The 26762-nt window shown below is 62.7% G+C and carries 25 protein-coding genes and 1 pseudogene; 12 read left to right on the forward strand and 14 right to left on the reverse strand.

Annotation, left to right across the window (positions count from 1 at the left end):
• Positions 1–52: 52 nt before the first annotated feature.
• Genes DXT68_RS01010 through DXT68_RS01020 form a run of 3 tightly spaced genes read left to right on the forward strand, consistent with a single transcriptional unit; the run spans position 53 to position 2292 of the window.
• Positions 53–604 (forward strand): SdpA family antimicrobial peptide system protein, encoded by a 552-nt coding sequence (locus tag DXT68_RS01010; protein ID WP_082068788.1) that lies wholly within the window; start codon positions 53–55, stop codon positions 602–604.
• Entirely contained in the window at positions 601–1713 is a 1113-nt protein-coding gene (locus DXT68_RS01015; protein ID WP_052677589.1) for a sporulation-delaying protein SdpB family protein, read from the forward strand. Before DXT68_RS01010 ends, DXT68_RS01015 begins: the two co-directional genes overlap by 4 nt.
• A gap of 9 nt (positions 1714–1722) precedes the next feature.
• Positions 1723–2292, forward strand: a complete 570-nt coding sequence (locus DXT68_RS01020; protein WP_244268082.1) for a TetR/AcrR family transcriptional regulator — start codon at positions 1723–1725, stop codon at positions 2290–2292.
• 10 nt (positions 2293–2302) lie between these two features.
• Here the strand turns inward: DXT68_RS01020 and DXT68_RS01025 are convergent, their stop codons facing one another.
• From DXT68_RS01025 to DXT68_RS01040, 4 genes are all read right to left on the reverse strand, one after another.
• Positions 2303–2683, reverse strand: coding sequence for a hypothetical protein (locus tag DXT68_RS01025; protein WP_045252787.1), 381 nt, complete (start codon positions 2681–2683; stop codon positions 2303–2305).
• Between the two features lie 32 nt (positions 2684–2715).
• Positions 2716–3027, reverse strand: coding sequence for a hypothetical protein (locus DXT68_RS01030; protein ID WP_045252786.1), 312 nt, complete (start codon positions 3025–3027; stop codon positions 2716–2718).
• A 298-nt stretch (positions 3028–3325) separates the two neighbouring features.
• On the reverse strand, positions 3326–4252 hold the full coding sequence (locus tag DXT68_RS01035; protein ID WP_156149236.1) for a hypothetical protein: 927 nt from the start codon (positions 4250–4252) through the stop codon (positions 3326–3328).
• Positions 4249–6225: an ATP-binding protein gene (locus tag DXT68_RS01040; protein ID WP_045252784.1), complete on the reverse strand. Its 1977-nt coding sequence runs from the start codon at positions 6223–6225 to the stop codon at positions 4249–4251. Before DXT68_RS01040 ends, DXT68_RS01035 begins: the two co-directional genes overlap by 4 nt.
• A gap of 382 nt (positions 6226–6607) precedes the next feature.
• Here DXT68_RS01040 and DXT68_RS01045 point away from each other — a divergent pair.
• Positions 6608–6937, forward strand: a pseudogene (locus DXT68_RS01045) (transposase); the annotation flags it as partial.
• 81 nt (positions 6938–7018) lie between these two features.
• Entirely contained in the window at positions 7019–7186 is a 168-nt protein-coding gene (locus tag DXT68_RS16865; protein ID WP_156149235.1) for a hypothetical protein, read from the forward strand.
• Between the two features lie 111 nt (positions 7187–7297).
• On the opposite strand, the gene DXT68_RS01050 is transcribed toward DXT68_RS16865, so the two are convergent.
• The 8 genes from DXT68_RS01050 to DXT68_RS01080 form a co-directional block, all read right to left on the reverse strand.
• Positions 7298–8299 (reverse strand): SDR family NAD(P)-dependent oxidoreductase, encoded by a 1002-nt coding sequence (locus DXT68_RS01050; protein ID WP_045252783.1) that lies wholly within the window; start codon positions 8297–8299, stop codon positions 7298–7300.
• Positions 8300–8397: 98 nt separating this feature from the next.
• A complete protein-coding gene (locus tag DXT68_RS01055; protein WP_045252782.1) occupies positions 8398–10122 on the reverse strand; it encodes a DUF2075 domain-containing protein in 1725 nt (574 codons plus the stop codon).
• Positions 10119–10436, reverse strand: a complete 318-nt coding sequence (locus DXT68_RS17165) for a nucleotide pyrophosphohydrolase (RefSeq protein ID WP_045252797.1) — start codon at positions 10434–10436, stop codon at positions 10119–10121. The genes DXT68_RS01055 and DXT68_RS17165 overlap by 4 nt, the downstream gene beginning before the upstream one ends.
• A gap of 520 nt (positions 10437–10956) precedes the next feature.
• Positions 10957–11457, reverse strand: coding sequence for a very short patch repair endonuclease (locus DXT68_RS01065; protein ID WP_342353185.1), 501 nt, complete (start codon positions 11455–11457; stop codon positions 10957–10959).
• An 11-nt stretch (positions 11458–11468) separates the two neighbouring features.
• A complete protein-coding gene (locus DXT68_RS01070; protein WP_052677587.1) occupies positions 11469–14525 on the reverse strand; it encodes a Z1 domain-containing protein in 3057 nt (1018 codons plus the stop codon).
• Complete coding sequence (locus DXT68_RS01075; protein ID WP_045252781.1) at positions 14522–15502, reverse strand: PD-(D/E)XK motif protein; 981 nt, start codon at positions 15500–15502, stop codon at positions 14522–14524. The genes DXT68_RS01070 and DXT68_RS01075 overlap by 4 nt, the downstream gene beginning before the upstream one ends.
• Complete coding sequence (locus DXT68_RS16870; RefSeq protein ID WP_156149234.1) at positions 15486–15638, reverse strand: hypothetical protein; 153 nt, start codon at positions 15636–15638, stop codon at positions 15486–15488. Before DXT68_RS16870 ends, DXT68_RS01075 begins: the two co-directional genes overlap by 17 nt.
• Positions 15638–15883 (reverse strand): hypothetical protein, encoded by a 246-nt coding sequence (locus tag DXT68_RS01080; protein ID WP_156149233.1) that lies wholly within the window; start codon positions 15881–15883, stop codon positions 15638–15640. Before DXT68_RS01080 ends, DXT68_RS16870 begins: the two co-directional genes overlap by 1 nt.
• Before the next feature lie 148 nt (positions 15884–16031).
• Between DXT68_RS01080 and DXT68_RS01085 the strand changes: the two genes are divergently transcribed.
• Genes DXT68_RS01085 through DXT68_RS01095 form a run of 3 tightly spaced genes read left to right on the forward strand, consistent with a single transcriptional unit; the run spans position 16032 to position 21970 of the window.
• Positions 16032–19094: a sigma-70 family RNA polymerase sigma factor gene (locus tag DXT68_RS01085; protein WP_052677586.1), complete on the forward strand. Its 3063-nt coding sequence runs from the start codon at positions 16032–16034 to the stop codon at positions 19092–19094.
• Positions 19095–19118: 24 nt separating this feature from the next.
• Positions 19119–20198: a DNA cytosine methyltransferase gene (locus DXT68_RS01090; protein WP_045252779.1), complete on the forward strand. Its 1080-nt coding sequence runs from the start codon at positions 19119–19121 to the stop codon at positions 20196–20198.
• Positions 20199–20203: 5 nt separating this feature from the next.
• Complete coding sequence (locus DXT68_RS01095; protein WP_342353186.1) at positions 20204–21970, forward strand: ATP-dependent nuclease; 1767 nt, start codon at positions 20204–20206, stop codon at positions 21968–21970.
• Positions 21971–22075: 105 nt separating this feature from the next.
• Here DXT68_RS01095 and DXT68_RS01100 read toward each other — a convergent pair whose 3' ends face one another.
• Positions 22076–22576 carry a MarR family winged helix-turn-helix transcriptional regulator gene (locus tag DXT68_RS01100; protein WP_045252777.1) on the reverse strand — a complete coding sequence of 167 codons (501 nt, stop codon included), beginning with the start codon at positions 22574–22576 and terminating at the stop codon, positions 22076–22078.
• Positions 22577–22753: 177 nt separating this feature from the next.
• On the opposite strand from DXT68_RS01100, the gene DXT68_RS01105 reads away from it, so the two are divergent.
• Complete coding sequence (locus tag DXT68_RS01105) at positions 22754–23596, forward strand: NADP-dependent oxidoreductase (RefSeq protein ID WP_341853346.1); 843 nt, start codon at positions 22754–22756, stop codon at positions 23594–23596.
• 327 nt (positions 23597–23923) lie between these two features.
• On the opposite strand, the gene DXT68_RS17125 is transcribed toward DXT68_RS01105, so the two are convergent.
• A complete protein-coding gene (locus DXT68_RS17125; protein WP_208856502.1) occupies positions 23924–24277 on the reverse strand; it encodes an HNH endonuclease in 354 nt (117 codons plus the stop codon).
• A 136-nt stretch (positions 24278–24413) separates the two neighbouring features.
• Between DXT68_RS17125 and DXT68_RS01115 the strand changes: the two genes are divergently transcribed.
• The 3 genes from DXT68_RS01115 (at position 24414) to DXT68_RS01125 (ending at position 26576) form a co-directional block, all read left to right on the forward strand.
• Complete coding sequence (locus tag DXT68_RS01115; RefSeq protein WP_052677585.1) at positions 24414–25340, forward strand: DUF2510 domain-containing protein; 927 nt, start codon at positions 24414–24416, stop codon at positions 25338–25340.
• 184 nt (positions 25341–25524) lie between these two features.
• Positions 25525–26139 (forward strand): HAD family hydrolase, encoded by a 615-nt coding sequence (locus DXT68_RS01120; RefSeq protein WP_045252776.1) that lies wholly within the window; start codon positions 25525–25527, stop codon positions 26137–26139.
• A 20-nt stretch (positions 26140–26159) separates the two neighbouring features.
• Positions 26160–26576 (forward strand): hypothetical protein, encoded by a 417-nt coding sequence (locus tag DXT68_RS01125; RefSeq protein WP_045252775.1) that lies wholly within the window; start codon positions 26160–26162, stop codon positions 26574–26576.
• Positions 26577–26762: the final 186 nt, after the last annotated feature.

Genomic DNA, 26762 nt, shown 5'->3' on the forward strand with positions numbered 1-26762 from the left:
GCTTGTGGGGCAGTCGTCAGGCTGCCCCACAAGCCGGCGCGAAAGAGTTCCGATGAATCACATGAAGGTGCGACACCTGGTCGTTCCCACCGCTGTCGTCGCGGTCGCAGCCGCATACTCCGGTCTGGCCTCCATCGGCGAGACTGTCCTCTCCCTTCCCGGCCTGGAGGCGAACCGGGCCAACATCATGGCGGTCGCCCCGCAGGGCTGGTCTTTCTTCACCAAGTCCCCGCGCGACCCGCAGGTCGAGCCGTATCAGGTGTCGGACGCGGGGCTGACATCCATCGCCGGTTTCCCGAACACGAGAGTGGAGAACGCCTTCGGGCTGAGCCGTGAGGGGCGCTCACAAGGAGTGGAGACGGCCCTCCTCATCGGCGACGAGAACGCCGACGCCTGGGTCGAATGCTCCTCGCCGGATCTCGCCGTCTGCTCGGACGAGCTGATCGCGGCGGAACCGGTGAAGCTCGACAACGCCGTCCCCTCCCCGACGATCTGCGGCGAGGTCGTCATCGTCCAGTCCATCCCCGTGTCGTGGGCGTATCGCAACCACACGGAGCAGACATCGATCGCGCAGAGCGGATTGCATGCGGAGGTCTCCTGTTGAGCGCGATCGACCGCATCCGCCTTCCGCAACCGGTCATATGGACGCCGCTGCTCGGACTCGTGCGCTCGCTCGTCGCACTCGGTGGTCTGATCACCGTCGCCTTCACTCGCGAGGACTTCCTCTTCCGCCCGGTGAGCGGCGTCGGCACCTACCCGCTCTGCACGCACGTCGACCAAGCGGGACTGTTCTGCCTCGTGCGCGACGACCTCGCGTTCGGACGCATCATCTGCATCGCCGTGCTGATCCTCGTCATCAGCGGCTTCCTGCCGCAGGTGACAAGCGTGCTGCACGCGTGGGTGGCGTTCAGTATCGCCTCCAGCATCTCGATTCCTGAGGGTGGCGACCAGATCGCCGCTATCCTCGCACTCCTGCTGGTACCGATCTGCCTCGGCGATCCCCGGGTGAACCACTGGATGCCCGGTCGCCGCGGAACGCGACTGATCGGAGTACGTACCGGAGCTGCTGTCGTCTTCCTGGTCGCGGCGAAGGTGCAGGTCGCCGTCCTGTACTTCTACTCCGGAGCGGGCAAGCTGTTCCAGACCGAATGGGCGGAAGGAACAGCGCTCTATTACATCGGCCAGGGGTTCTTCGGGTCGAGCGGACTGTTCCTGCAACTCATCGTCTTCTTCACCTCCATCCCACTCGCCCTTTTCGTGCTGACGTGGGGAACGATGGCGCTGGAGATCGCGCTCGCGGCCCTTCCGCTGCTTCGAGGACGACTCCGGGTCGCCGTCGCGCTGCTGGGTGCGGCCCTGCATCTGGGAATCATCGTCTTCATCGGACTCTGGAGCTTCCAGATCACGATGTTCGGGGCACTCATCCTGTTGGCAGTCCCGCTGGTCGCGCGGCCGTACAGCGAAGGAGCGACATTCGGATCGCTTCTTCCTGCGCGAGCGAAACGGATGCGGTCTCACACGCAGCCGCATGGCGAATCATCGCGCTCGGCGCCCGTGACCCATGCCCCGTCCCCCAGTGACACCGGGCGCCAGTCGGCCGCGAGTGCGCCTTCCGCGTCAGCGACGGACTCGCTGGCGATTCCCCCATCCGGCGACTCGATACACCGAAGCGCAGGCGCCGCCGAGGCGGTCAGCGGCCCGCCCCCTCGATAGCCTGTTCTCATGCCCCGTCCTCGTAGTGAAGCCGCACGCCGGTCCGTGCTCGAGGCGATGCGCGCTGCCGTCGTGGCCGGCACCTACGAGGTCGTGACGATCGAGGGGCTGGCCGAGACCGCCGGAGTCGCGAAGCAGACGATCTACCGCTGGTGGCCGTCGAAGGCGGCGATCCTCGGCGAGGCGCTGCTCGAGGGAGACCTGCCCGGCGCCGACCCCGTGGTCGCGATGAGCGACGACATCCGCGTCGACCTGCATGCGTGGTTCTCGGCGATGTCCGCCGGCATGGAGCGGCCCGAGGGGGTGGCGCTCGCCCGGGCGCTGATCGCGGTCACCGCGACTGACCACGAGCTCGGACTCGCGTTGAACGAGCGGCTTGCGGCGCCGATCCGCTCATGGGTCGCGGAGCGCATCGCGCGTGGACAGTCGGCGGGCGAGATCCGTGCCGATGTGGATGCCGACGCCATCGCCGACCAGCTCATCGCCATGGCGTCGTATGCCGCGCTGATCGGTCAGCCGTTGAGCGCGAAGCGCGTCGACGAGACGGTGACGCGCTTGCTGCGGGGGATCGCGGCCTAGCGACGGGTGCTTACGGCGTGCAGTAGGCGACGATCGCGTCGGTCGCGGTGCGCAGCTGGGTGGATGCGGCATCCACGCCACTGACGTCACCGGTGATCGCCTTCTCGCCCTCGGTGGCGAACGCGTCGATGCTCGTCGCCCACGAGTCGCGGAGGGTGACGAACTCCGCGGGACCGTCGATGCCTCGGATCTTCTCAGCGACCGTCTTCACCTCGGCGAGAGCCGCCTGCGCGGCCTCGGGCGTCGGCGAACTGAAGCTCTCGATCACACCGCTCACCTGCACGGCCTGGGCCGCGACCTGACCGCACGCCGCGATGGTCGACGCCTGAGAGCATCCGGAGAGCAGCAGGATGCCGACGGCCAGTGTCGTGAGCGCGGGGAGCTTCTTCATGCGTGCCACTGTAGGCGGGGGAGATGTGAGGACTACTGCCAGCCCCAGGCGGGGCCGACGAAAGTCACGGGCTTGCCGGCGGCTTCTGCGTAGGCGCTCTCTCGGAGCGTCGATTCGCCGTAGTCCTCGCCTCGGTTGACCACCATGACCCGATCGGCCAGGTCGATCCGCCGCAGGTGCAGCTCGCCGAGTGCGGCCTTCTGCTCGTCGGTGATCGGTCTATCGATCTCGGTGGGCATGAGCACGATGATGCCCGCGAGGGTCAGCGACTGGCTGACGATTCGCATGTCCTCGGCGAACTGCATGGAGCCGCAGATGCAGACGATCTCGGGACGGGTGGACATGGGGTCAGTCTTTCATTGAGTGAGTCGTGCGCTCCGGAGCCCCATGCTCGTCGACGGCGATGACACGACTACAAGCGCGAGAGGCGTCACTGTTCGTCAACAACCAGGATCGGGTTGAACTACCAGCCGAAGGAGAATCAACTTAGTGATTCCCGTTCGGTCGGCATTACGTCGCTACACATGACCTATCATCGCCAGAATGCAAACCAGGGGCACTATAGGAAACGCGCGCCAACGGCGGCCGGAGGCTACACCGTCGATGACCAATGGGCTGTAGGGCGTTGAGACCAGGGACGCGTCACCAGACCCCGCCGTCTTTCCATTTCTGTTTCAGTTCATCTTCGATGATCTGTTCGGTCAGCTTGGCTTGGTTGTCGAGTGAGAACTTCCCGCCGAAGTTACTCCGCAGGAAGCGAATCGCAGGAAGAAGCAGATAGCGGACGGCCGCCGGATGCCTCCAGAGATCGGCGGACGTGACCAACCCTGCAATCGCGACCACCGTGAGCTTCTCCTGCACAGGGAGTGGCGAGCTGGCCAGCGCCGTAGCCAAGGTGTCCGCTGCGACGTTGAAAGCAGCAGGGAGCGCCACTTCCTTGATGGTTTTGACCGTGTTGCCGGATCTCGCGCGAGGGTGGCGTGCTTCATCGAAGACAGTCGACTGCGTGCCCGGGAAGTTGGCAATATCCATGGCGGTGGGTGCTGGTGCGGGCCGGGCTTTCGCGCCGGCGCCGAGAGCCGCGGCGAGCGCGCTGCTCCAGAAGAACCCGCTCGCTTCGTCGTGTTGTCCGGAGAGGCGCTGAACCTGATTCGCGACGCTCCTCCAGCTCGTGTGGCAGGTTACTGCTTCCAGGAGCGGAAGCCAGCCAACCTTACCTGAGAGGGGTATCGAGTGAACGATGCGCAGGACGTCTCGAACGGCCACGTCGACAATCCGTTGCTCGCTCTGTGAACGTTGTTTTTGCGCGGTTGCAGACGCGATCGGTTCCCACAGTCTGCGCGTCGCTTCGCTGCTGGTCGGATCGATTGAGATTGTACGGAACGCCGAGCCGAACAGCTTCGTGAGTTCTCGATCGAACTCAGGAGGCGTCTTCGCTGATTCGAAGGCGGCTACCAAGATGTTGCTTTGATGCATCATCCCCGAGCAGTCGCAGTCGCATCCCACCTGGGCGGCACGTTGGCATGCCGGGTTGTGATTGCTCGGAGCTGGCTGCATCGTGTGCGTCATTCGGTTCTCCCGTCATTGGGTTCAGCCACCAGGTTGGCTGGCAGGAGGTCGCTGTACTCCTCGCGCACGTACGCGAGTCCTTCGACGATGGAGGGATCGTGTTCCAAAGCTGACGTAACGAAGTCCAGCCGTCGCCGGTTCTCGTCAATAAGATCCCGCCAGCGACGCACGAAGGCGCGCACTTGAGGGCGTCCCGCTTTGGGCGCAGGTGCTAAGAACTGCCCTGTATCGCGATAGTCAGCATGAATCCGGTCATCGACCAGATCGTCGTAGTCGGATCCAATGAGCATGAAGTCCCAAGACGCGCGATCCGTCGCGAACGCCGGCGTGGTGCGCACAGCATTGGCGTAACCCTCCACCTGGTTGAGCTCGGTCTGCGTGAGCGTCACGCTCGGCGCCTTCAGCTCGATCACTAAGTGCCTGACGTGGTCGTGTTCTTTGTACTGCGCCGCAAGGTGGAGATCAACGCGGCCGCTCGTGCCATCCCAGCGTTTGACGGGCGTCACACCTTTCGTGGGAAGCTCCTCCAGCTTGAGGTGGGTGCGTACGAGCTGCGTGAGCCCACGTTCGCTGCTCATGAGGTGGTAGCTCTCGCCGAAGATCCAGAGCTCGTGCTCAAGAATCTTGTGCAAATGGTCTCGTTCCCCGACTTCTTCAGAGTCGTCGGGGTTGAAGAGTAGGTGTTCGAGCCCGGCAAGGAATTTGTGCCGGTTCGCGATCATGTTGGCTGATCGGATAATTGCTGACAAAGAGGTCTCGCTCAGAAGCTTCGTGAGCGTGTCGCGATCGACATCATTGAGGGCCACAACCTCGTGCAGAATTGTCGTCAGTTTGTCGGGGTCGTGACGGATCGCATCGCGGAGGAGCTCCAGGGTGAGCTGCGCTTCCTTCCTGGTCTTCGAAATGTGAGGAACCAGCGTCCCGGAGACAACATCGAACACTGCCCGTTCAGCACGCTCCGTCTCGTTGGACGGTTCACTCTTGTAGGGGTAGATGCCAGTTTTTTTCCAGCGTTCGACCTGCTCGCGGCGGCGCTCCCGTCGTCGCGAGTTGAAGTGATCGCGAATCGCCGTCCTCGCCGCAGTCCACAGTTCCCCGGTGCCGTCAGGAGCCAAATCCCCAAGTCCGAGCAACGCGAGCTCATCGAGGCCGAGTCCATCCCATGTGACGTACGCGGAGTACGTGAATTGAGTGTCGAAGCCGGTTCCGGAAGTCTCCACAGGGAAGTGATCGGCGTCGGGTCCGAAATAGACCGCCCGGTGCTTACCAGTTCTCCACTCGATAACTCGCACAGACGCGGTCAGGGAGCCATCAGCACCGAACAGGAAAGGAATCGTCGTATCTTGCGCGATCTCCTGGGACGGATCCAGCGTCGAACCGTCGTAGGAGATCGTGAGCGACGTGTCATTCAGCAGCAGTGGGGCGAAGTGGGAGCGAAGAGTTGGCACGACTTCGTCGGCGTCGAGTGCGCTGAGCGAGCGCTGTTCGTCGTTGTGCGCGGTCACGGTCGTGCCCGTCGATGCTGATGTGGAAGGACTAGCGTCCCAGCGGAACCGATCTCGGTTGCTCCGGCTTCCAGTGATGGTGACCTGTTCACGCATGCCGATCGCGTTGTCGCTCACGCTGGTCCAGCTCACGCGAGAGCCGAGCGCAAAGACCCGAAGTCGCCCTTCGCCGAGCTTGCCGTGAAGGTATCGCTTGCCAGTCTTGGACTTCTCGCTGAGAGCTTTCCAGGAGCCGCCGATGCGACCGAAGGTTGATGCGACCTCCTCAGAGGTGACACCGTGCCCATCATCTTGAACGTGAACGTTGTCTATTGCATCCATCGCGCTACGTTCCAGAGTCACCGTCACCGAAGTCGCTTCGGCATCGATCGCGTTCCACACCAGCTCGACAATCGCCCGCACGGGATCGCTTTCGTGTGCAATGCGCGCAACGTGATCGTCGCTGGCAGTCAGAACAAGATCTTCCATGAACTCAGGGTAGTGGTGGCTGCCGACGGTCCCGGATCAGTGGCGACCACGTTTCAGTCATGAAAAGAGAGCCGCACCCTGGCAAAGAACTCGTAGTTGTCGACGCCAGGACGGGCTCCCGTCAGGTGGTGCGGCTACGCGCCAATCAGGTCTGCAATCACACTCGCCGGCACGTGCGTGATCGAAAGCCTGCTCCCGATACCCCTGACGATCAGCACATTGCCTCGCAGCGCAGGAAGCCTCCGAGACTAAGAATCCCGGCTCCGCCGAAACTGTGTTGCCCGCTGATTGACCGGTAGTCCTTTGTGGCGGTCGCGAGCATCAACGAAGAGGGTCACCCCGGGCTTCTTCGACATCCACTGGCACGACGAGGTCTGCGACGAGCATTTGGATCGCGACCAGCGACACCCCGGCGGCATGGAACAGCTTCTTCGTGGACCTCGCCGCCCGCAGGCTCGGCGGGGTCCGCCTCGTCACCAGCGAGGTACACACCGGGCTGGTCGAAGCGAGCGCTGCGAACCCGCCTGACGAGGTCGGGCAACGCTGCCGCACGCATTACGCAGCGAACCTGATGAGCGCCTGCCCGAGAAGCATGTTGCCGGTGGCGAACGAACTACTTCTGGACTACGTCCATGGCAATCTGCACGCCGCGCGCGATCACCTCGACAGCGCCGGGACAGATATCCTCAGGTTCGCCGGCGGTAGATCCTGACGAGCATCCTGAACGGCCGGCGCCAGACCGGGCAATCGCAGCGCCCTTCCGGGGTTCGCACCCACTCCCAATGCTGGCGTGTTGAGACGAGCGAAGACTCACTACCTGCTCCAGGCGAGCGGCAATGACCTGAACGGCATGGCGGTGTTTCTTGACGCTGGCATCGACAGTGTTGACGCACTGTTCGATGACTTCAATCCTGGTGTGCACCGCGCAGCGGGCCGGTTTGATTTCAACCAGCTTTGGTGATCAAGCGACGGGTTGAGGGAGTCATCCAGGCTTCGCATTGCATCGCCGTCTAACTGATAGTTGACGACACCAGGGCGGGCCTCTCCAGCCCACCGCATCTCCGTAGGTCGTCTACTGCACCGACCATCCACCATCGGATGCCAGCACGGCACCGCTGATGTTCACGGCGTCGTCCGACAGCAGGAACGTGATCGATGCGGCGAGGTGCTCGGCGGTGGCGACAGTCGGGATCGCCTGCTGGAACGGGGCCAGGCGACCGGAGCCGTACTCCGACATGTTCGGGGGCATCGGGATGCCGGTGGCGACGCCGCCCGGGGCGACCGAGTTCACGCGGATGCCCTTCGGCCCGTACATGAACGCCGCCGACTTCGTGACGCCGATGATGCCGTGCTTGCTGGCCGTGTAGGCGTTGCCCGACGCATTGCCGCGCAGGCCCGCTTCGCTGGCGACGTTGAGGATCGAGCCGCGGCCGGCTTTCTCCATGATCGGCAGCACCGCGCGCATGAGCTTGAACGGGGCGGTGAGGTTGATGGCGATGACGCGGTCCCAGACGGCATCCGTCGTCTCGCCTGCGGGAGAGAAGTCGTCATTGATGCCGGCGACGTTCGCGAGGGCGTCGATGCGGTCGCCCGCGGCGGCGATGACGGCGCCGATCGCGTCCTGCGTGGTGAGGTCGCCGGCGACGGTGGTGATGTCGGCATCCGGCAGCTCGGCCTTCAGGGCGTCGAGCTTGTCGGCGGCGATGTCGGAGGCGATGACGCGTCCGCCTTCGCGGGCAATGCGGGACGCGGTGGCCTTGCCGATTCCGGATGCTGCGCCTGTGACGATCACGGTCTTGCCGGCGAAGCGTCCGGTGGTGGGCTTCTCGGTCCAGCCGCTCTCTTCTGTGGCTTCAGGGATCTCGCCGTTGTTGGCTGCGCGCACGAGGTCGTCGACGACGGACTGCGGCATCGCGCCCTGGCTCATCGCGACGAGCTGCTGCAGCGGCAGGCCGAGCACGGGGGTGAGGAGCTCGGGGTCGGCGCCCGTCTGCTCGAAGAGTGCGCGGATGAGTGGCCCGCCGGTCGGGTCGTTCAGCCAGTCGCCGATGGTGGAGTGTGCGGTGAGGGCCATGGGGTGCTCCTTGAGGCTCGGGTTTCGCAACGGTGCGTCTTGTTACTGATCATGCTACTCGCACAGTCGACCGACCGATGGCGGCCGCGCCTCTCGGCCTATGACCCGGTCAAGTGCTCCCGGATTCGTGTTCGCAGCGCCGAGTCGCACACGTACACGTACGTCCCGAGCATCCCGCGAGTGAGCAGCACGCCATACACGTTCTGGATGAAGACAAGCAGATCGTCATCGGTGAAGCCATGTCGGAAGCTCCCCGTGCGGAGCTTGCCCATCTTGTCTCGATAGTCCTCAGGGCTGGCAACTAATCGACCGGAAGCATCCAGGCGCAAATCCGGTCCGATAATCACGCCGGCGTAGTTCAGGTCGTAGCCCTGCACAGTATGAATAGAGCCGACCTCTTCGAGTGATCCGGGCGAGTTGATCCAATCCTTATCTATGCTGTTCCACCGCAATCGCTCGCCATCGAGCTCGATATCGAACTCGGCAGGTTCGCTTCGCTTAGGGTTCGACACCCAGTCCCATGCGTACCCAGCGACGAGCCGCGACAGGCCGACCTCAGCATCCTTCTGGCGTATAGCCGCACGCATTTTTCCGAGGTCGTCGAAGAAGCGCAGGTCGTACTCGCCCAGATCAGGCAGTGGAGGGGCCTCGCCGCGCAACATTCTTCGCACGAACTCGACGTAGTCTGCGCCGGCGTGCACGCGCATCTGGGTCGTCAACCGGAAGTGCCTATGCTCGTCCTTCGCGTTGCGCACGACCTCGCTGAGGGTCAAAGGCGACAGGTCGTGAGGCCGCACGCTCTGCGCGGCATCGATTAGCAGTAGCTGGTGTTTCGACCGTGCCTTGATCCAGTCGAGCTGAGTGCGGTCTAGAGAATCTTCGCCGAACAGCCGCACGTTGATATCGCTGAACTTTTTGTTCAGTGGACCAGAAGGCTGATTCGAGCGCTGATTCAGTCGATGCGTCTCGTCGACGAGAACGAGATCGAAGTCAGCGTCAGCGTCTCCTACCTGGAACGCAGTGAGAACCATTTCGGGATCGAGCTTGGGGGTCTTGCGGAACACCCGCTGCACTGATTCGCGGAGCGACTGTTGCGGGATGACTAGTGCCATGCGCAGGCTCTTCAGCATCTCGCGATTTTCTGGGACGAAGAACTCGGAGAACATCGAATCCGGCTCGATGTCGATGGCGGCGTAGTCGCGGATGTCCGCAAGGAGCTTCATGAGGAAGATAGCGATGATCGTCTTGCCGGTGCCAGGATCTCCTTGCACGACGAGAGTCGACCGTTCGTGGGGGTGTGCGAGGTCCTCGAGTAGGCCGTCGACGATGTCGCTGACCGCGATCGCCTGATCGTCGGTGAGCGCCTTGAACGGCGACAGCTTGAACAGGTCGGAGTTCTCGATCTGCGGGATGCTCCGCGTGAACAAGCCTTCGGCCCGCAAAGCTTCGAAGACCTCACGAAACGACTCGCGATAAAGCTCCCGGTCGTAGTACTGCGCATCGCTGAGGCCGTCATTGCCGTTAAGGATACTGAACTGGCCGTCGCCGGAGAACCAGCGAATGAGGTGCGATTCCAGGTCAAGACAGACCGACTTGTTGAACTTCTCATCGATCACGACTCGGATGCTGTTCAAGCCGGCCTCACGCTTCGGCCCATCGAGGTGCTGACGCATGCGCTTCTGTGCGCTCGTGGTCTCGCCGACGTAGAGCTTGCGAGAGCCAACGAGCAAATAGACGACCGGCCAGTTCGTGTGTCGCGCGTCCGCCTGCGCCCAGGTCGCGACTGCTTCCCGTGTGAATGCGAGGTGACGGATATCGGTCATAGTTCCGTGTACTTGGTCATGCGGCCCTTTGCGAGCTCGACCGGATACTTCGCGGCCGTCTTCTGTAGCTTCGCCATCACGATCTCCTCGAGGTCCACACCGAGTTTGTTCGCGAGGTGGATGCAGTAGGTGACGACGTCGGCCAGTTCCTCCTCCACATGACCCTGATCGGGCTCCGCGCCCCACTGATAGCTCTCGAGAAGCTCGCCAGCCTCGATCGAAATGCTCTTCGCAAGGTTCTCCGGAGTGTGGAACTGATCCCATTCGCGCTCCGCGACGAAGGCGCGAAGGCTTGAAACCGTGGCTCGAGGGATTAGTGAGACGCTCCGCAGCTCGGTAGCTCCCAGCAGTTCTATGAGTGTGCGCGCTCCGAGTACGCCTTCCAATTCGGCGAAAAGCGCATCGAATCGAGCTGTGACGTCTTCGTCGTCAAAATCGCGGACGGACTCAGATCGCACGAGAGAGGCGTAGGACGAGTACAGCTCATCAAGGTTCGCTCGCTCGGTTTCCCCTAGGGGAGATTCCTTGTCTCCGAGTGAGAACTCGAACACCCGCTTCTCGTACGCAACGGTGAACGCCATTTCTACGCCTGCGCGCATGCCGTTCGCCAGGATGCTCCGCAGTGCGGGTTCCTCAAGCCAGTTCTCCCTGAGCGCAGCGCTCATCATTCGGTCCGAGTCATCGGCGAGCCCGGCTTCTCGGAGCTCGTGCGCGAGGTAGTGGAAGTAGCGCGTGACACGCTCTTCGCGGTCCTCATAAGAGACCATGGAGAGCCTTTCAAGTGAGAGGAGTGAATCAGATGGAGTGACCAGCTCTTCGAGAAGACCAAGCCGTTCAGCCGTCGCTACCCGATTCTTCCGTCTGTCGATCCTGATGATCAAGACGCGATGACGGTCGCACATCTCGCAGGTGGTCAAGCTCCGAACTGATCGTCATGGCCGCTTCAGCTGGAGGGGTGTGCTCCCATACCCGAATCACGGTCCACCCGAGATGTTCGAGCGATTCAGTCGTCGCGCGATCCCTCTCGATATTCCGTTGCAACTTCGGTTCCCAGTACTCGCGATTCCGGACGGGGATCGTCGCATGCAAGGGGCACCCGTGCCAGAAGCAGCCGTCGATGAAGACCGCCAACTTCGCACGCGTGAACGCCATGTCGACTTTTCGTCGACGGTTCGAGGGGTCAACGGTGAAATCGACTCGATAGCGATAACCGGCGGCATGAAGTATCCGACGTACGGCAAGTTCCGGCCGCGTGTCGCGTCTCCGGTTGGACCGCATGGATCGTGCGACCCCCGGAGTTGACGCCCATGAGCCGGAATCGGACACCGAGTCCATAACCGCGGCGCTCAGGGCGTGTCGACGATGGGCTTGTCGGCGTCGTCCCCGTCTCGTCGCACGCGGAAGCCGATGCGGCCCCGTGGCGCGGAGGCGTACGGCATGGCGAGAGAGATCAAAGTGGCGACGCTCTCGGGCGGGATACTCGTCGGCCAGTTCGCTCGCTTGACACGGTCGGCATCTGCACGGCCATAGGCGCTTCCCCCGCTCTTTTCTTCGTCGGTGAGCTCCGGATCGTAGGCGAAGGTGAGGAGCAAGGCGCCTCGCGTGGGCGTCGACAGCATCTCGGCAGTCGGGCCCGCGGGAGTGAGCCGACCCTCGAGCCGTGCGATCTCTTGCAAGGCAGCACGATGGCGGCGCTCGCTACCCGCATACCCCGGTCGATCTGTGCGTCGCTGGCGCTCGCTGATCGACAGTTCAACCCCGTCGACAGCTCGTCGATATGTATCGCCCAACTCCGGCGCGATGATAGCCCAATCATCGAGTGTCCCCTCGGCAGCGGCCGTCTCGATCATCCTGATCGTCGGACTCAACTGATCGGGGACGTAAAGCCTGATCTCTCGAAGCGCTGCGATGACTGCGTCGTTCGACACGATGGCGTAGCGCCCGTCGAACTCCGTTCCGTTGACGCCGTAGAACTTCTGCGCGGCGGACGAAGATGCGAGCAGTGGTCGCACAGCGGCCAAGTTCTTTGCGTTCGTCACTCCATCGCCGCGATCATCATGGGAGTTGAAATCCTTGACCGTGCCGCCTTCGCCCTCATACGCGAGTTCTGCGTTGTACATCTTGTTGCTGCTGGTCGGCTTGAGCCACGGGAACTGCTGGAAGACGAGTGGTGGCACGTGGATCGGCCGCACCGCGGGCCGACCGTCCTCCTGAATCTCAGCGAACTTCCGCAGCTGGGCGCGGAATGCTTCCTCATCCTCGATGATCGAGGTGAAGGCATCGTAGAGGTCGTAGGACTTCCCGCGCCCGTCGACGATGTTGCGCGCGATGTAGAGACGGACGAGATCGCCGTAGCCGGGGCGGTAGCCGAACCAGCGCCCCATCTGCATCAGTGTGTCTGCCGCGACCGCCTTACGGCGGTAGTAGGAGATCGTGAGGCCTTCGACGGTGAATCCACGGCTCAGCTTTGCGCCGCCCACCATGATCCGCCAGTACGGACGACGCTGGAAGTCCATTGCGTCGTAGTCGCTCTCTTTGGTGCCATTCACGACCACCACAGGGTCGCTGTCCGCGGTGATCGCGTCGACTGCTTCGCCGATGAACACCTTGAGGTCGTCGAACCGCTCGGGCAAGGGAAGGTCGATCCATTGGGAGCGGGACTCGTTAACCCTGAGAAAGTCCTCGTCGAACAATTTCCGGACCCGCGAGAGGCCCGCCGGGCTGCTGTAACCAGCTGTCGACCACACGTCGCGGAACTTCTCGGCGAGATCCGCCTGATCCGAAGTCTTCACCGACTCGTGGACAAGCATGGTGTGATGCCGGTACGAGAAGGAGTCGCTCACCGACTCGCGCCACTTCTTGATGGCGCCGCTGAGGACGAAGGCGTCGATGGCCTCGAGGATCTCGGACTCCTCGGCAGAAGGGTCGTGGTCTCCGTCGGCCTTGAGGTCGCGTACGAAGGCTGCCTCGTTCGAACGGCCAGGATCCCCCTTGTCCTCATCGGGCAGCCCACCGAGGTCATGAAAGTACGTTCCGCCCATGTACTGAGAGGACGGTTCAAGGCTGACGAGGAAGTCTTTCGGGAAGAGGTCTTCGGAGTCCTCCGGCGAGATGAAGACGTTCGCGAAGGGCGTCGCCGTGTATCCGACATACTGCGCTCGAGGAAGCTCCCGGAGGAGCTCGGCGATCAGCTTGTTGATGGTCGAACGCCTTTTCACCTCTGCAGCGATCTCTGCCTTGGAGCGCGGGTTGATCGTGTTCACCGAGGCCTGATCGGCTTCGTCGTCGATGATGAGTGCGGGGATCTCGCGGCCGTCTGCGCGGATGTTCTTGAGATCGTGGAGTAGATTCCGCAGCGACGACGTATTTTTTTTCATCACAGCGATTCGTGCATCGACTGAGAAGATGTTCTCCGGCGCGTAGACGGGCTTGCCCTTGTCGACAAGCTCTCCCGTGCGCCGGAAGTCGAGCACGTCTTTCCCGAGGCGGAGCTTGCGATAGTCCTTCCCGACGGTGGTGAGTCGCTTGATCGACGGAACCTCCGGAAGAGAGTGCACGTCCTTGCCGTGCTGCAGAAACTTGCCATCTTCCCAGTCGGAATCGTTGGTGCTGATGTAATCGATGTCTCGGATCGCTTCCGCATCCGTGGGGTCCACGCCGTCGAGGATGTTCTCCTCACCGATTAGCTCCATATCCAGTCGACGCTGCGTCTGTCCGCGGAGCAGTTCGATGGTGCCCGTGAGCACGATGACGAGTCGGTAGCCCGAATCGATGGCTTTGGCGACGATACCCGTGAAGTTGGCGGTCTTTCCGCTCTGCACATGGCCGACCACGAGGCCCTTGGTCTGATAGCCCTCGGGTGCACTGGGATCGGCGAGTCGCTGAACGATCTCGCTCGTGGAGCGGTCGAGCGTCGCGAGCGCGTCGACGTCCCAGCCCTTCTTCTCGAGCACACCGCGATAGGCGCGCCAGTAAAAGTCGTGCGAGCTCTTGCGTCCCTCGTCGTACCAGGGCGTCCAGTGATTCGGGTCGACGATCATCGTGTCGAGCTGGGATGCGCTGGGGAACTCGTCGTCCAGTCGTTCGCGCGCATCGTTCGAGAGCTCGAGGAGTTCGTATATTCGCTCTCGACGATCGGGGGTGGCAGCCGCCGTGCCCTGCGCCCACTCCGGAGAGGTGACCGCGTCCCACACAGCAAGGGCCATATGCATGGCCCTTCGTGTGGGATCGTTCAGCGCATCGACGGTCACCGCAGCAAGAACTTGCTCCTCCGACGGGGCGATGTCCGTCTTGCGGAGATCTGTACTGACCAGGAACACCAACTCATCCGGCCCCGTGTCCCGGATCTGATCGAGAACTTTCTTGGTAGATGCAGCGATGCGAGCGTCGGCGCTGTCGTTCATGCGGGTGCCTCACAGAAGTCGGCGAGCGGGAAGTCGACGGAGGAGTGGTCAAGATCGGTCACGTTCACACGGTAGGTGACGCTACTGACATGGGGTCGCCTCGGCACGACTTTGTCGAGGCGTGCGGAGGTGATCGCCGGGAACTCGTCGTCCACGAAGTACGCCCGTGGCGTGGAGCGCAGCGAATAGGCGACTTTGTACAGGTCGGCATCTTCCGGATGCCATCCCAGCCCTTCCAGCGCAGCGTCGAAGGTTCGAAGCGTTTGATTGAGCAGTGATCGCACCTCGCCGATGAGGTCCGGAAGGGTGAATCCTGTGTCGGCGTTGCCAGCGCGGGTCACCTGGATGGAGACGAGGTGCAATGGCCTGCCCGGCGACGGCTCGAGTTGCGTGTCAGACCCGATGAGGTGGGTGCGGGACTCAGATTTCGTCGTCTTCACTTCAGCATCGAAATCGATGAAGGCGAAGTCGTGCTCCTCCGCAAGCGGACCCATCCAGGATCCGATGGCGGCCGTCTCGTCCGTCGCCTCGACGGCGTGACGCAGAACGAGGAGCTCTCCGATCAGCCCGAGTTCCTTCTCCTCCGTGAGACGTCGACGACTGGCTACGAGGTCCTTGAGTGCGAAGACCGCCTCTGATACTGAGTGCCGGAACGAGGCGCCGGCGCGCAACTGATCGACGACGGATTCGATCAGGACGTATCCCTCGTAATGCATGTCGCGAGCATCGACGGTAAGGCGGAACCACTCCTGCTCTCCCTGCGAGACTCGCGCGAAAGACAGCCGCTCGAACGCCGTCACTTCGGGATCCGGGCCCTCCGCTGGAGTCATCAGTTCGATCTCGTTGCGGCTCGGATCGATCTGCATTCGAACGAACGGCGACTGCAACAGGGGGAAGGCCGTCTTGACGCCGAGGCGGAAGTAGTCCTCGACGGTTCTCGGATCGAGGTGGGTAGGGTGCTCATCGCTCGTCGTCATGATCTCTCCACTCCTTCGCCTGCTTTTCGGACTCATCCCGCACGGCTGCGGTCAGTAGCTGATCCCATGCCTCGAGCTCGGCCGTCTCCCGCGAACCGAGATACGAGCCCTCGAAGTACTTGGCGAAGAGCAGCATCAGCAAGTCTTCACCAGTGAGGCGTCCTCGCTGGGCTCACTTTCCGCGAGCTCGACCGACTCGGAGAAGGCTTCACGCATGCTCGGGCTCACCTCTTTGCCAGGTGGGACGACGGCGATGGGTTGCTTGACAAATGGACTACTCCCTCGACGACGACTGTCTGCGATCGTGAGGAACTCTGCGAGGGAGCTGCGATCTTCGGCTTCGAGGGGCAGAGCGACCTCGATGAGCATCTTCTTCGACACGACGGCTCCCTGCAGTGCGGAGGTCGCGGCGCGCGTGCGTTCGCGCACATCCCCCTGTTGGTGTTTCCTTTTCTAGCCTATGGCTGAGCCCTTGACTAACGGTCGCAGCCTGAACCGAATGTCGTGCCCGTTCAGTACGATCAGCGGCATGGACGACTTCACCACGGCGGACGGATCAGAACCGGAACGAGTCGTGCTGCAACCGGACGCGTCCGTGCTCGATGCGTTGGGCCGTGGACACACTCTTACATCCGCGCTCGCGGATCTGATCGACAACAGCATCGACGCGGGTGCCGGCTCGGTCTCCATCATGTTCGTCGTGAAGGACTCGATGATCCGGTCCATTCGTATCGCCGACGACGGGTGCGGTATGACCGCGCATCAGCTCGCCGACGCTATGACGATCGGACGTCGCAGGCAATATGGGTCTTCATCGCTCGGTCATTTCGGTGTCGGCCTGAAGGGTGCATCGCTCAGCCAGGCGAGGGTCCTATCCGTTTACTCGACGTCGGGTCACGCGCAACCCGCGGGGATGCGATTGGCGAAGGGGCAGAGCGGGAACGGCATCATCGCGGACGTCATCGATGCTGATGCCGTGGCCGCGATCCTCCGACTCCGTGGTGTCGGTGCGTCGGGCACGCTTGTCGAATGGACGCACCTCGAATCTGTATCGGTGGCGACGACCCTCCAGGAGCGGAGGCGTTGGATCGAAAGGACTATCCTGCAGGTTCGCGATGAACTCGGACTGACCTTCCATCGCCTGTTGGCGGACGGCCGGGTACGGATCGAACTCGTGGAGATGGACGAAGACAGCGGCGAAACTGGTGCCCCTCGCCGAGTCAGGCCGATAGATCCATTTGGCTTCGACCGCTGGGGCATCAACGGGTACCCGCGTCGGCTGAGCGTGCAGTTGCAGGGCGGAGTCGTGATCCACGCGGATCTTTTCGTCCTGGCCCCAGGAGTCGAGAGCGGTCTTATCGGCAGATCACGCCGCGAAGCCCAAGGCCTGTACATCTACCGCAACGGGCGCTTGTTGCAGTCGGGCGGTTGGGGTGGCTTCCGCTCAGACCTCCCTCCGGATTTGCAGTTGGCGAGGATCGCGATCGACCTGGCCGAGGATGCGCTCGACGCGTTCGTCATAAACCCGGAGAAGCGTGGTGTCATCCTCCGTCCGAGCATCGTGCAGGGGCTGGAGCGAGCGGTCACCGACGGGGTGACCTTGCGGGCGTTCTGGGATGCGTGCCGTGATGCATGGACGCAGTCGAAGCGCCGAGAGATCAGGGCCAGACCCTTCGCCCAGCTGGGAGAGGGTGTCCCTTCGGCGCTTAGCGGGATCGTCGAGCAGACCGTAGGAGTGCGCGAGGGCGACGACGCTGCCGTGTCGTTCGATTGGAAGCTGCTGGACCATGAGCAGCTGTTCGTCTTCGACCCGCCCACTGGGATCATCTGGTTGAACGAGCGGCATCGAACTCGCCTGGAACAGGACGAGGGGAATCTCTCACTGATCAAGACGAGTCTGTTCTTCCTGCTGGAACCGCATGCCGGCAAGGAACGGCTTGCGGCGACTACTGCGGAGCGGCTCGATGCGATGCAGGCCGGAATGGCTGCGAACGTGATCCCGCAGCGCGAAGCTCAGGAGGTTGCGCGCGTGGATCTGCCGATAATCGGCGGCGATCCGAAACTACCGCGAGCGGTGGTCGAGCGCGCCGATCCGGACGAACCGTTGGCAGACCCGCGGGTAGCTCACGTGCACGTGTCAGGCGAAGGCTTGGACGACTTCATGAGAGGTGTTCGCAAGAGCGCACTACTCGAGGCTGAGGAAGAGGTCGCACTTGGTGCCGCGATCGAAGCAGGACTCTTCGCGCGTGAGCGGCTGCTGCAGCAGCATGGTGGTCGAGTGTTCGACCAGGAGACCCTCGACCTAGCGTTCGTCGAACGAGCAGGAAAGCGGGCGCAGGACCGGATGGTGCTGTCGAACGTCCGTCTCGTCATATCGATCGCGCGGAAGTATCAGTACAACGGGCTCGAGCTCGGCGATCTGATCCAGGAGGGGATCCTCGGGCTGATCCATGCCGTGAAGAAGTTCGACTATGCGCAGGGAACGAAATTCTCCACATACGGCACATGGTGGATCCGTCAAGCGATCACCAGGGCGCTTGCGGATAGAGGACGGATGATCCGGTTTCCGGTTCATGTCGTTGAGAAGCTGCCCGAGATCAAGCAGCAGTGGAACGAATCAGAGGGCAGTGCAACCGAGCGTCTGCACGCGGTCGCGGAGCAGCGCGCTGAGTCGGTCGGTGCGATTCGGGGGATCGTCAACAACCTCTACGAGCCGTTGTCGCTTGACTCGACTATCGCGGTCAAGGTGGACAGCGGTTCGTGGATGCCCATTCCCGTCGTCGACGTACTCACGGAGAGCGACGCGTTCGGTCCCGAAGAGTGGGCGGAGCGTTTTGACAAGGTACGCCGAGTCAATGACCTGCTGAGCGCATTGAGTGACCGCGAACAAGCAGTGATGCGGAAGCGATTCGGAATGGAAGACGGGGTCCCGCAGACACTGGATCAGATCGGTGATGCATTCGGCGTCACCCGGGAACGGATCCGACAAATCGAGAAGAAGGCGATCGAGTCGATGCGTCGTTCTGCGGGGATCCTTCCACAGGAGAGCGAGGCGAGGGGCGCACGACAGTCCAGAGACAAGGGGGCCGCTCCTGGGCGCGCTGCCGCGCCGAGGGCAGTCAAGGGAGAAGCGGGAGAGGAAGCGCCAGTTCGTTTCGATCCCGCAGCGGAGGCCGCTCCGGCGGCGGAGCACACCGCGGTCCCTTGGCCGACGATGGTCAGAGTGTTCGGTCTCTATAGCGACGGATGGTCGATTGCGAGAATTGCCGATGCCGTCGACACCGCGGCCGACGACATCGCAGCGGCGCTTGCACGGTGCGTGTTTGATCTCGACGAGGGCGACGTGCGGCCGCTGGCGAGTGAACACGCGCGCACGGCGCTCGGCGTGCCTGAACGAGACCGCATTCATCAACTGCTCACGCAGGGGCTGACGCTGAGTGCAGCGGGCGATCTGACCGACAGCCCTCTTCTGCTTATGGCATGGTCGATCCTCGACAGCGACGAGCGACCCCGACTGACGCGCCGCATGCTGAGTGCGATGCGGCCGCAGGAGGATGCGGCACACCTTGCTCGCGCCTCCGAGCTCAGCTGACCCGCACGGATAGAATTCGAAACCGTGAGTACTATCCGCGTCATAGACCTCTTCGCAGGAGCCGGCGGGCTCACCGCAGGTTTCAAGCAGGCGTCGGCGCGCTTTACGACCGTGCGTGCAGTCGAGTGGGATCAGGCAGCCGCCGCCTCCTATGCTGCGACATTCGGCGAGGGGATCGTCTTCCCGGGGAGCATCCAGGACTGGTTGGAGAAAGAGGACGTGCCGTCTGCGGATCTGATCGTGGGCGGACCGCCGTGCCAGGGATTCTCTACGCTCGGAAAGCGGGACGCGGAGGACGAGCGCAACTCGCTCTGGCGTGAGTACATGGCGACGATCTTGAAGGCGAAGCCAAAATACTTCGTCGTCGAGAACGTCGCCGCATTCGCGAAGTCGCCGCAGTACAGATTGTTCCTGGCGGAAACCCAGCCCGGTGGAGAGCTCGAGGACTACACCTTCCAGCACAGGGTTCTGAACGCCGCCGACTATGGCGCACCACAGGCGCGTAAGCGGACAGTGATCATCGGGCACCTCCGCACTCTGGAGTTCCCCGGATGGCCGGATCTGACGCACCAAGGAGCGCACAAGAGCGTCGAAGCCGCCTTTACCGAGGCGCAGATCCCGACGGACGTCGCGGGCATCGACTTCGTGGACGACCGAACGACCGAGTTCGAGGGCAAGGAGTTCGCGGGGCCGTTCGTACGTGACGAGCTGCACCTTGGTCGGAGATACACGCAACTCTCACTTGACCGGTTCGCCACGATCGGGCCCGGTGGCAATCGCTTCGATATAGCGAAGAAGCGGCCGGATCTGCTCCCGAGGTGCTGGGTGAAGCACACTTCGGGTTCTGCAGATGTGATGGGACGGTTGCGATGGAAAGACCCGGCGGTGACGATACGCACCGAGTTCTTCAAGCCGGAGAAGGGACGCTATCTGCACCCCGAGGCGGACCGTGCGATCACCCACTTCGAGGCTGCGGTGCTCCAGGGGTTCCCGCCCGAACACAAGTTCGTCGGGTCGAAGACCGCTATCGCTAAGCAGATCGGCAACGCGGTGCCGATCCCTCTCGGCGAAGCGATCGCTCGGAAGCTCCTGGAAAGCTTCTGATGGTAATGGGTGATTTTGTCACATTGCAGGGCTTTGTCGATGCTGGAATCTCGGAGCCCTTCATCCGGTCTATACGGTTTCCCCGATTTAAGAATCTACACGGCGGAAGCGTCATCGAGTTTTCGTATCCACTGACTGCGTTGATAGGGCCGAACGGTACTAATAAAAGCACGATACTCCGAGCCCTTCAAGGCTCTCCCAACCAGTACGATATTGGAGACTACTGGTTCGACACCCCCCTCGATCCACTGGACCAGACCAAGGGAGATCCTCACCGATTTATCCATTCTTACCGTCTACCGAGCGGAGCTCACGCTGAAGTGATTAAGGCGCGGGTTGGAAAGTCTTCTCGGGGTGCCGACTACTTCGAAACCAGCGCGCCTAGGCTACGTGACGGAATGAAGAAGATGCCGGATCCCGGGGATTCCTCGGATGAGGCGTATCGAAACAAGACGCGCTGGCGGCCGATTGAAAAAGAGGTTGTGTACCTCGACTTCCGCCAGGAGATACCGGCCTACGACATCCTGATGCATTTCAACTGGCGAAAGCAAGCGAATCAGCCGGACGAAAAGAAGAAGCGGATTCGTAGTCGCGCTCCTCATGTGGATGCTGCCATGAAAGGGCTACAGGCCAAGCATGAGTTGTACGGCGCCAATCGTATTCTCGAACCCGCTGACGAGTTGACCGCGGATGAACTCCGCGACGTGAGTTCGATACTGCAGCGCGAATACTCTTCCGTGCGAATTGTTAAACATGACTTCTTCAATGTGGAGGGGTACACGGCGTCGCTTGCTGTCGACGGCAGGACGTACTCTGAGGCGTACGCCGGAAGCGGTGAGTTTGCGGCGATCATGCTCGTGCGGTCGATATCTCGCGCAACGCCTGGCAGCTTGATACTGCTTGATGAGCCCGAGACTTCTCTGCATCCCGGCGCGCAACGTGAGCTGATGCGATTTCTGGCTAAGCAATGCGTAAAGAACAAGCACCAGGTCGTGCTCGCAACGCACGCCCCGGCTATGGTCGAAGATCTTCCGGACAACGGACGGAAGTTGCTCGATCTCGATTCCGTCAGTGGGCGAGTGCGTGTTGTTGCCCAAGCTGCCACTCCCGCCCAAGCCTTCTCGCGCGTCGGCGGCAGGATCGCCGAGCGGACAATCGTTGTTGAAGACTCGCTGGCGAAGGAAGTCGTGCTTCGCGCAGCACGTCTTCGCGGAATCGACTTCGTTCGATCTTTCTCGGTCCTGCCCGTGCCTGGTGGAGCAGAAACGCTGGTGTCACGCGTCGTGGCGGTGCAAATAGCGCTTGACTCCGACTGTGTCGTGCTCTTCGACGGCGACTGTCGACCGGCGGAAGCGGTTCTCGCCTCAGCGGAGGTGCCCGATGCTCAGCTTCAGGACGAACTGAACAAGGTGGGCCTCAAGGCAGACGTGCTTCTCCGGAATGGTGGAAACGGTCAGCAAGCCGCTCACCTCGCTCAAATCAGACGCCAGGCCCTCGAGTGGGTACAGACGCACGTCGCCTACTTGCCAACGACGTACAACCCCGAGGCGCTCATCCTGGAGATGATTGGTGAACCCCACTCCGGTAATAAGGACGCGAAGGCGCGCTGGGCAAGTCGGACTCGACAGTCTCTCAAGATCCTGGAGGGGGAGAAAGTAACGGGGGAGCAGATCCTATCTGAGCAGGTTCGCGCGTTGGCCACTGTGCCAGATTCCTCGCCTCGGTTGCTCGAGGTGCTGTCGACGCTGGAGGATCTCCTGAATCAGGACTAATTGACCCGCGACGCGGCCGTAAAGAGAAATGTGCCCGGCGTGGTCGCTGTTGAGACGACTAGCGAGGCTCGCTCCCGGAATGCCGCCGCGGGGCGATTCGCTCGGCTAATTGCTCTTCCGCCTCCGCCCCCCAGCACTCCGCGGCGGTTCCGCCCGCAGATGCCCACTGACCTGCCCCATCACTCGAGCGAGCATCTCCACGTCCCCCGCGCTGAGCGACTCGAACAGATGGGTCTTCACCGCCTCAATGTGCCCCGGGAACACCTTCGCCAACACATCCCGCCCTTCGTCCGTGATCGCGACGATGGTGCTGCGCTCATCCTCTGGTGACGGCCCTCTCGTGACGAGCCCGCGCTCCTCCAAGGACTGCGCCTGGTACGTCAGTCCGCTCCTGCTGTACACGACCCCATCGGCAAGATCCGTCATCCTCTGTGACCCATCCGGAGCATCGCCGAGCCGGGCGAGCAGCTGGAACTGCACGTAGCTGAGCTTGCCGACATCGCGCAGCTGCTTCTCGACCGCATGCCGCAGCAGGCTGCTCACCTCTGTGAAGGCGAAGTAGGCCGCGAGCTCCGTCGGGGAGAGGCGAGGGGGTGGTGTGCTCATGAACCCAGTATAGATGTTGCTTCGAATTCGAAGCAGTGCTACGTTCATCCCATTGCTTCGAATTCGAAGCACCTGAAGAAAGGAAAGATCATGAAGGCAGTACGGTTCCACGAAGTGGGCGGCCCCGAGGTTCTGCAGTAAGAGGAGATCGACCAGCCCATCCCGGGCGCCGGCCAGGTGCGGCTGCGCGTCGCAGCATCCGCGTTCAACGCCGCCGACAACGGCATGCGCGCTGGATTCCTGGCCATCCCGGTCGTGTTCCCGCACGTTCCCGGCTACGACGTCTCAGGAACGATCGACGCCGTGGGCGACGACGTCGACGGCTTCGCGGTCGGTGACGCGGTGATCGCCTTCTTGTCGATGGCGACCGACGGCGGAGCGGCGGAGTACGTCATCGCTCCGGCGGATGCACTTGTCGCCGCGCCGACCAGCGTGCCGCTCGCGGATGCCGCAGCGCTCCCGTCAGTCGCGCTGACCGCTCGTCAGGCGCTCTTCGATGACGGCGGCCTCGAGGCGGGGCAGCGCGTGCTCATCGTCGGCGCCGGCGGAGTCGTCGGCAAGTACGCGATCGCCCTGGCGAAGCGTGCGGGTGCGTACGTCATCGCGACGGCCAGCCCGCGCAGCGCCGAGGCAGTGCGCGCAGCGGGTGCCGACGAGATCATCGACCACACCAAGGCCGACGTCCTCGATGCTGTCACCGATCAGGTCGACCTCCTGCTCAACCTGGCTCCCATCGAGCCCGACGAGTTCACCGCCCTGGTGCGACTCGTGCGCGACGGGGGGATCGTCGTGAGCGCCACCGCGTGGATGCCGGCACCCGACGATGCGGATTGTGGTGTGCGGTCTGTGGTCGTGTTCGTGCGGAGTGATGCGGAGAAGCTGGCCGAGCTGGCGTCCTTGGTCGACGAGGGCGTGCTTGCGCTCGAGGTCACGCGGCGGATCCCGCTGACCGAGCTTCCGGCGCTGCACGCGGAGGCTGCAGAAGGTCGGGTTGCGGGCAAGATGATCGTGGTTCCGTGAGGGTCAGTACTTCACACCCGCATTGGCCCCGGACGCGCATTGCTCGCGCGACTGGGGCCAATGCGGCGAACGATTGAGGTAATTACGTCAGTCGAGTGCATCGCGCTGCTCGGCATACGCTGCTCGGACGCGCACTCGGATTTCTTGCGCTTGCTCGTCGGCGACACGCATGAGTTCCAGGAGTTCTCTGTGATGAGCCCAGTGCTTCTCCCAGAGCTCGGTACCAGCAGCTGCTTTCAAGTCGATCTTTGTCGGAACCCCGCGGTCCTCGTACTCCTGCAGTCGCGCGATCCTCTCCTCGATGTCTGCGATGCCCCGAGCTGTCGGCTATAGCCGAGCGGTGCTGCGCATCCAAGTGAGCCAATGCTTGTTGCCCTTGCTCTGGTTGCACTTACCGCACGCCGGTACGAGGTTGTGAATCTCCGAGATATACCCGGTGGGCCGCTGCTTCTCGACCAGGGGGCGAAAGTGATCCCACTCCGTGCTCGTGTCGCCGCAGTAAGAGCAGGTGACGTGTTCGCGCATGCCAAGGATCTCCAGCGCTTCCTGCAGCTCGGACTCGGTAGGAACAACAACGGGAATGACGCCGTTCACAAACGAGTTCGTGATGCTCGAACTGCGCCCGGTGATGCGGACAGGCTTCGGCATAGCGAACAGGCTGAGATGAGGGAGGTCGGTCATGATTCGATCTTGGCGGGTTCGAGCGACCCATCCCTCGCGCTGAGCCTGAATCACTGTTCAGGTGGCGCGTCGAATCCCACGTAACGAAGCTGCAACGCGTCCCAAATCGTTCACAGCGTTCTGCCAGGATGAGCGAATGACAACACCGACTGAAACTCCCGCTGGATGGTACGACGACGGCTCCGGCCGTCAGCGCTGGTGGGACGGTCAGCAATGGGGGAACTTCGCCGGTGAGGCCGAGAATCGGACTCCCGTCGCCACCCTCGACCCCGCCTCCACTGAGCCTCGGACGAAAAAGAAGCTCAACGTGCTCGCCCTCGTGTCCGCAATCGTCGCGGCCATCGGCTTCATCTTTGCCTGCATCCCCGGTGCGCTGATCGTCGGTTGGATTCTGTTGCCTATCGCTTTCGTCCTGAGCATCGTCTCTTTGTTCCTCAAGGGGGACAAGAAGTGGCTCGGCATCGTCGGACTCATCGTTTCGATAATCGGAACGATCGTGGGTATCGTCGTTTTCCTCGGCGTCATCGCGAACGCGGCGAATGACGCATTCGGCGGTGGTGACACCACCGTCAGCCAGCCCGTCGAGTCAGAACAACCCGAGGAAGAGGCTGCCGAGCAACCCGCCGAAGAGGCACCTGCCCAGGCCGCTCAGGGGTCCCGCGATAACCCGGCCCCAGTGGGTACTGAGATCAGTAACAGCGAGTGGAGTGTTGTTGTCACCTCGGTGAACCCTGATGGAAACGCAGTGGTGTCCGAGGCGAACCAGTTCAACGAGCCGGCTCCGGCAGGCTCGCACTACGTGATCGTCGACTACACCGTTACGTACAAGGGATCTGACTCCAGCTACGCGGCCGAGGTGATGCTCGACCTCGTCACCTCAACCGGGAACGTCGTCAACAGTTACGACGCCTTGGTCGTGCTCGGTAACGGCATGGGCCTCGATGAGTTGTACACCGGTGCGTCGGCCTCCGGTTCGCAGGCGTTCCTCGTGGCAGACGGGGAGACGTTCCTCGTGCGGGTGCAGCCCGGCATCCTTGCCGATGAGGCATTCATCCAGCCGTAGGTCGTCCCTAGGTGAAAGGCTCCGGCCCTGTGCTCAACCGGGCCGGGGCCTTTTGCGTCACTCCTAACAGTGAGAACGAGAAAGGCTCTGTAAAGACTGGTGTTCGGCGGTCGACAGGTACGGCGCGGCTTTGCTCCAACTACGGGATGTCGTGAGTGATTCCGCGGACAGCTATCGTGATCCGATGCCTCCCATCCGCGCCGTGCTCTTCGACCTCGACGGAGTCGTCCGTCACTTCGACCCCGAGAACGTCGCGAGGATCGAGCGGACGCACGAACTCGAACCAGGTTCTATCGAGGCCATCGCCTTCGCTCCACACCGTCTCGAAGAGGTGACGACGGGAAGGATCTCGCGCCGCGACTGGGTCGAGCGGATCGGCGGGGATCTCGGCAACGCCGCAGCCGCCGAGGAGTGGGGCAGCCAGCCGTTCCAGGCTGATGAAGAGGTTCTCGACCTCGCCGACGAACTGCGAGCGAACGGCATCCGCACCGCCATCCTCACGAACGGCACGGACACGATCCGGGCCGAAGCCGCCGAGATGAACCTTGACGCCCACTTCGACGCTGTCTTCAACTCTGCAGAGATCGGCTGGACGAAGCCCGATGCTCGGGCGTTCCAGCACGTCCTCGATGCGATGCGGCTCGCCCCGCACGAGGTGTTCTTCACCGATGACTCGGCCAGCAAGCTCGCCGGGGCCGAGCGGCTCGGGATGCCGACTCACCTCTTCGAGGGTGTGTTTGGCCTTCGCTCGGTGTTGCAGGCGGCGAACGTTCTTGTCGACGAGGAGGTCTCCGGGTGAAGGCTCGAAGGAATCGTCCGGTGTCGAGGGTGCTCCTGCTCGGCCTGGCGGCGTCGATCGCCATGCTGTCCGCGACCACACTGACCGCGTGCGCGCCCGACCCCGACCGGTGCCTGCCTGCTCCTTTGGATGTCTCGTCCGTAGATGTCGCCCCGGGCGGATCTCTGACGGTCCGCAGTGCGGCGGCCGAGTGCGATCTCGGTTACGAGAATGGAGCTTCGTACTCGATCGCCGTGGTCTCGTCATCGGGCGAGCAGTCTGACCACGTCGACGTTCCGGTTGAGCGAGACGGGAGCTTCTCGACCGAGATCACCGTGCCCGAGTCCTTTGCTGACGGAGCGGCCTCCGTCGTGGTCAGCGGGAGCCCATACGACGAGTGCGACGAGGACTCCGGCTCCTGTGCCGCGTACGTCGTCGACATCGCCGTCAGCCGCTGAGGCGTTTCGTCTCGCTGCGCTCGCTCAACGGGCGGGGTTAGCGCTCCGCGCTCAACGGGCGGGCGGGGTTGGCGTTTCGTCTCGCTTCGCTCGCTCAACGGACGGGGGTTGCGCTCCGCGCGCAGTGGGCGAGTGTGAAGTGGATCGCTCAACGGACGGGGGAGTGGATCGCCCAACGGGCGGTCC

This window comes from Microbacterium foliorum, assembly GCF_003367705.1.
Taxonomy (GTDB): domain Bacteria; phylum Actinomycetota; class Actinomycetes; order Actinomycetales; family Microbacteriaceae; genus Microbacterium; species Microbacterium foliorum.

Coding starts and splice junctions, on each gene's coding strand:
- DXT68_RS16870 (WP_156149234.1), bottom strand. CDS start 15,638: ATGCTGCTCTTCGCCAAGTACTTCGAGGGCTCGTATCTCGGTTCGCGG.
- DXT68_RS17125 (WP_208856502.1), bottom strand. CDS start 24,277: ATGACCGACCTCCCTCATCTCAGCCTGTTCGCTATGCCGAAGCCTGTC.
- DXT68_RS01020 (WP_244268082.1), top strand. CDS start 1,723: ATGCCCCGTCCTCGTAGTGAAGCCGCACGCCGGTCCGTGCTCGAGGCG.
- DXT68_RS01040 (WP_045252784.1), bottom strand. CDS start 6,225: ATGGAAGATCTTGTTCTGACTGCCAGCGACGATCACGTTGCGCGCATT.
- DXT68_RS01055 (WP_045252782.1), bottom strand. CDS start 10,122: ATGACCGATATCCGTCACCTCGCATTCACACGGGAAGCAGTCGCGACC.
- DXT68_RS01075 (WP_045252781.1), bottom strand. CDS start 15,502: ATGACGACGAGCGATGAGCACCCTACCCACCTCGATCCGAGAACCGTC.
- DXT68_RS01070 (WP_052677587.1), bottom strand. CDS start 14,525: ATGAACGACAGCGCCGACGCTCGCATCGCTGCATCTACCAAGAAAGTT.
- DXT68_RS01115 (WP_052677585.1), top strand. CDS start 24,414: ATGACAACACCGACTGAAACTCCCGCTGGATGGTACGACGACGGCTCC.
- DXT68_RS01065 (WP_342353185.1), bottom strand. CDS start 11,457: ATGGACTCGGTGTCCGATTCCGGCTCATGGGCGTCAACTCCGGGGGTC.
- DXT68_RS01010 (WP_082068788.1), top strand. CDS start 53: ATGAATCACATGAAGGTGCGACACCTGGTCGTTCCCACCGCTGTCGTC.
- DXT68_RS01120 (WP_045252776.1), top strand. CDS start 25,525: ATGCCTCCCATCCGCGCCGTGCTCTTCGACCTCGACGGAGTCGTCCGT.
- DXT68_RS01100 (WP_045252777.1), bottom strand. CDS start 22,576: ATGAGCACACCACCCCCTCGCCTCTCCCCGACGGAGCTCGCGGCCTAC.
- DXT68_RS01035 (WP_156149236.1), bottom strand. CDS start 4,252: ATGACGCACACGATGCAGCCAGCTCCGAGCAATCACAACCCGGCATGC.
- DXT68_RS01095 (WP_342353186.1), top strand. CDS start 20,204: ATGGGTGATTTTGTCACATTGCAGGGCTTTGTCGATGCTGGAATCTCG.
- DXT68_RS01025 (WP_045252787.1), bottom strand. CDS start 2,683: ATGAAGAAGCTCCCCGCGCTCACGACACTGGCCGTCGGCATCCTGCTG.
- DXT68_RS01050 (WP_045252783.1), bottom strand. CDS start 8,299: ATGGCCCTCACCGCACACTCCACCATCGGCGACTGGCTGAACGACCCG.
- DXT68_RS01085 (WP_052677586.1), top strand. CDS start 16,032: ATGGACGACTTCACCACGGCGGACGGATCAGAACCGGAACGAGTCGTG.
- DXT68_RS01030 (WP_045252786.1), bottom strand. CDS start 3,027: ATGTCCACCCGTCCCGAGATCGTCTGCATCTGCGGCTCCATGCAGTTC.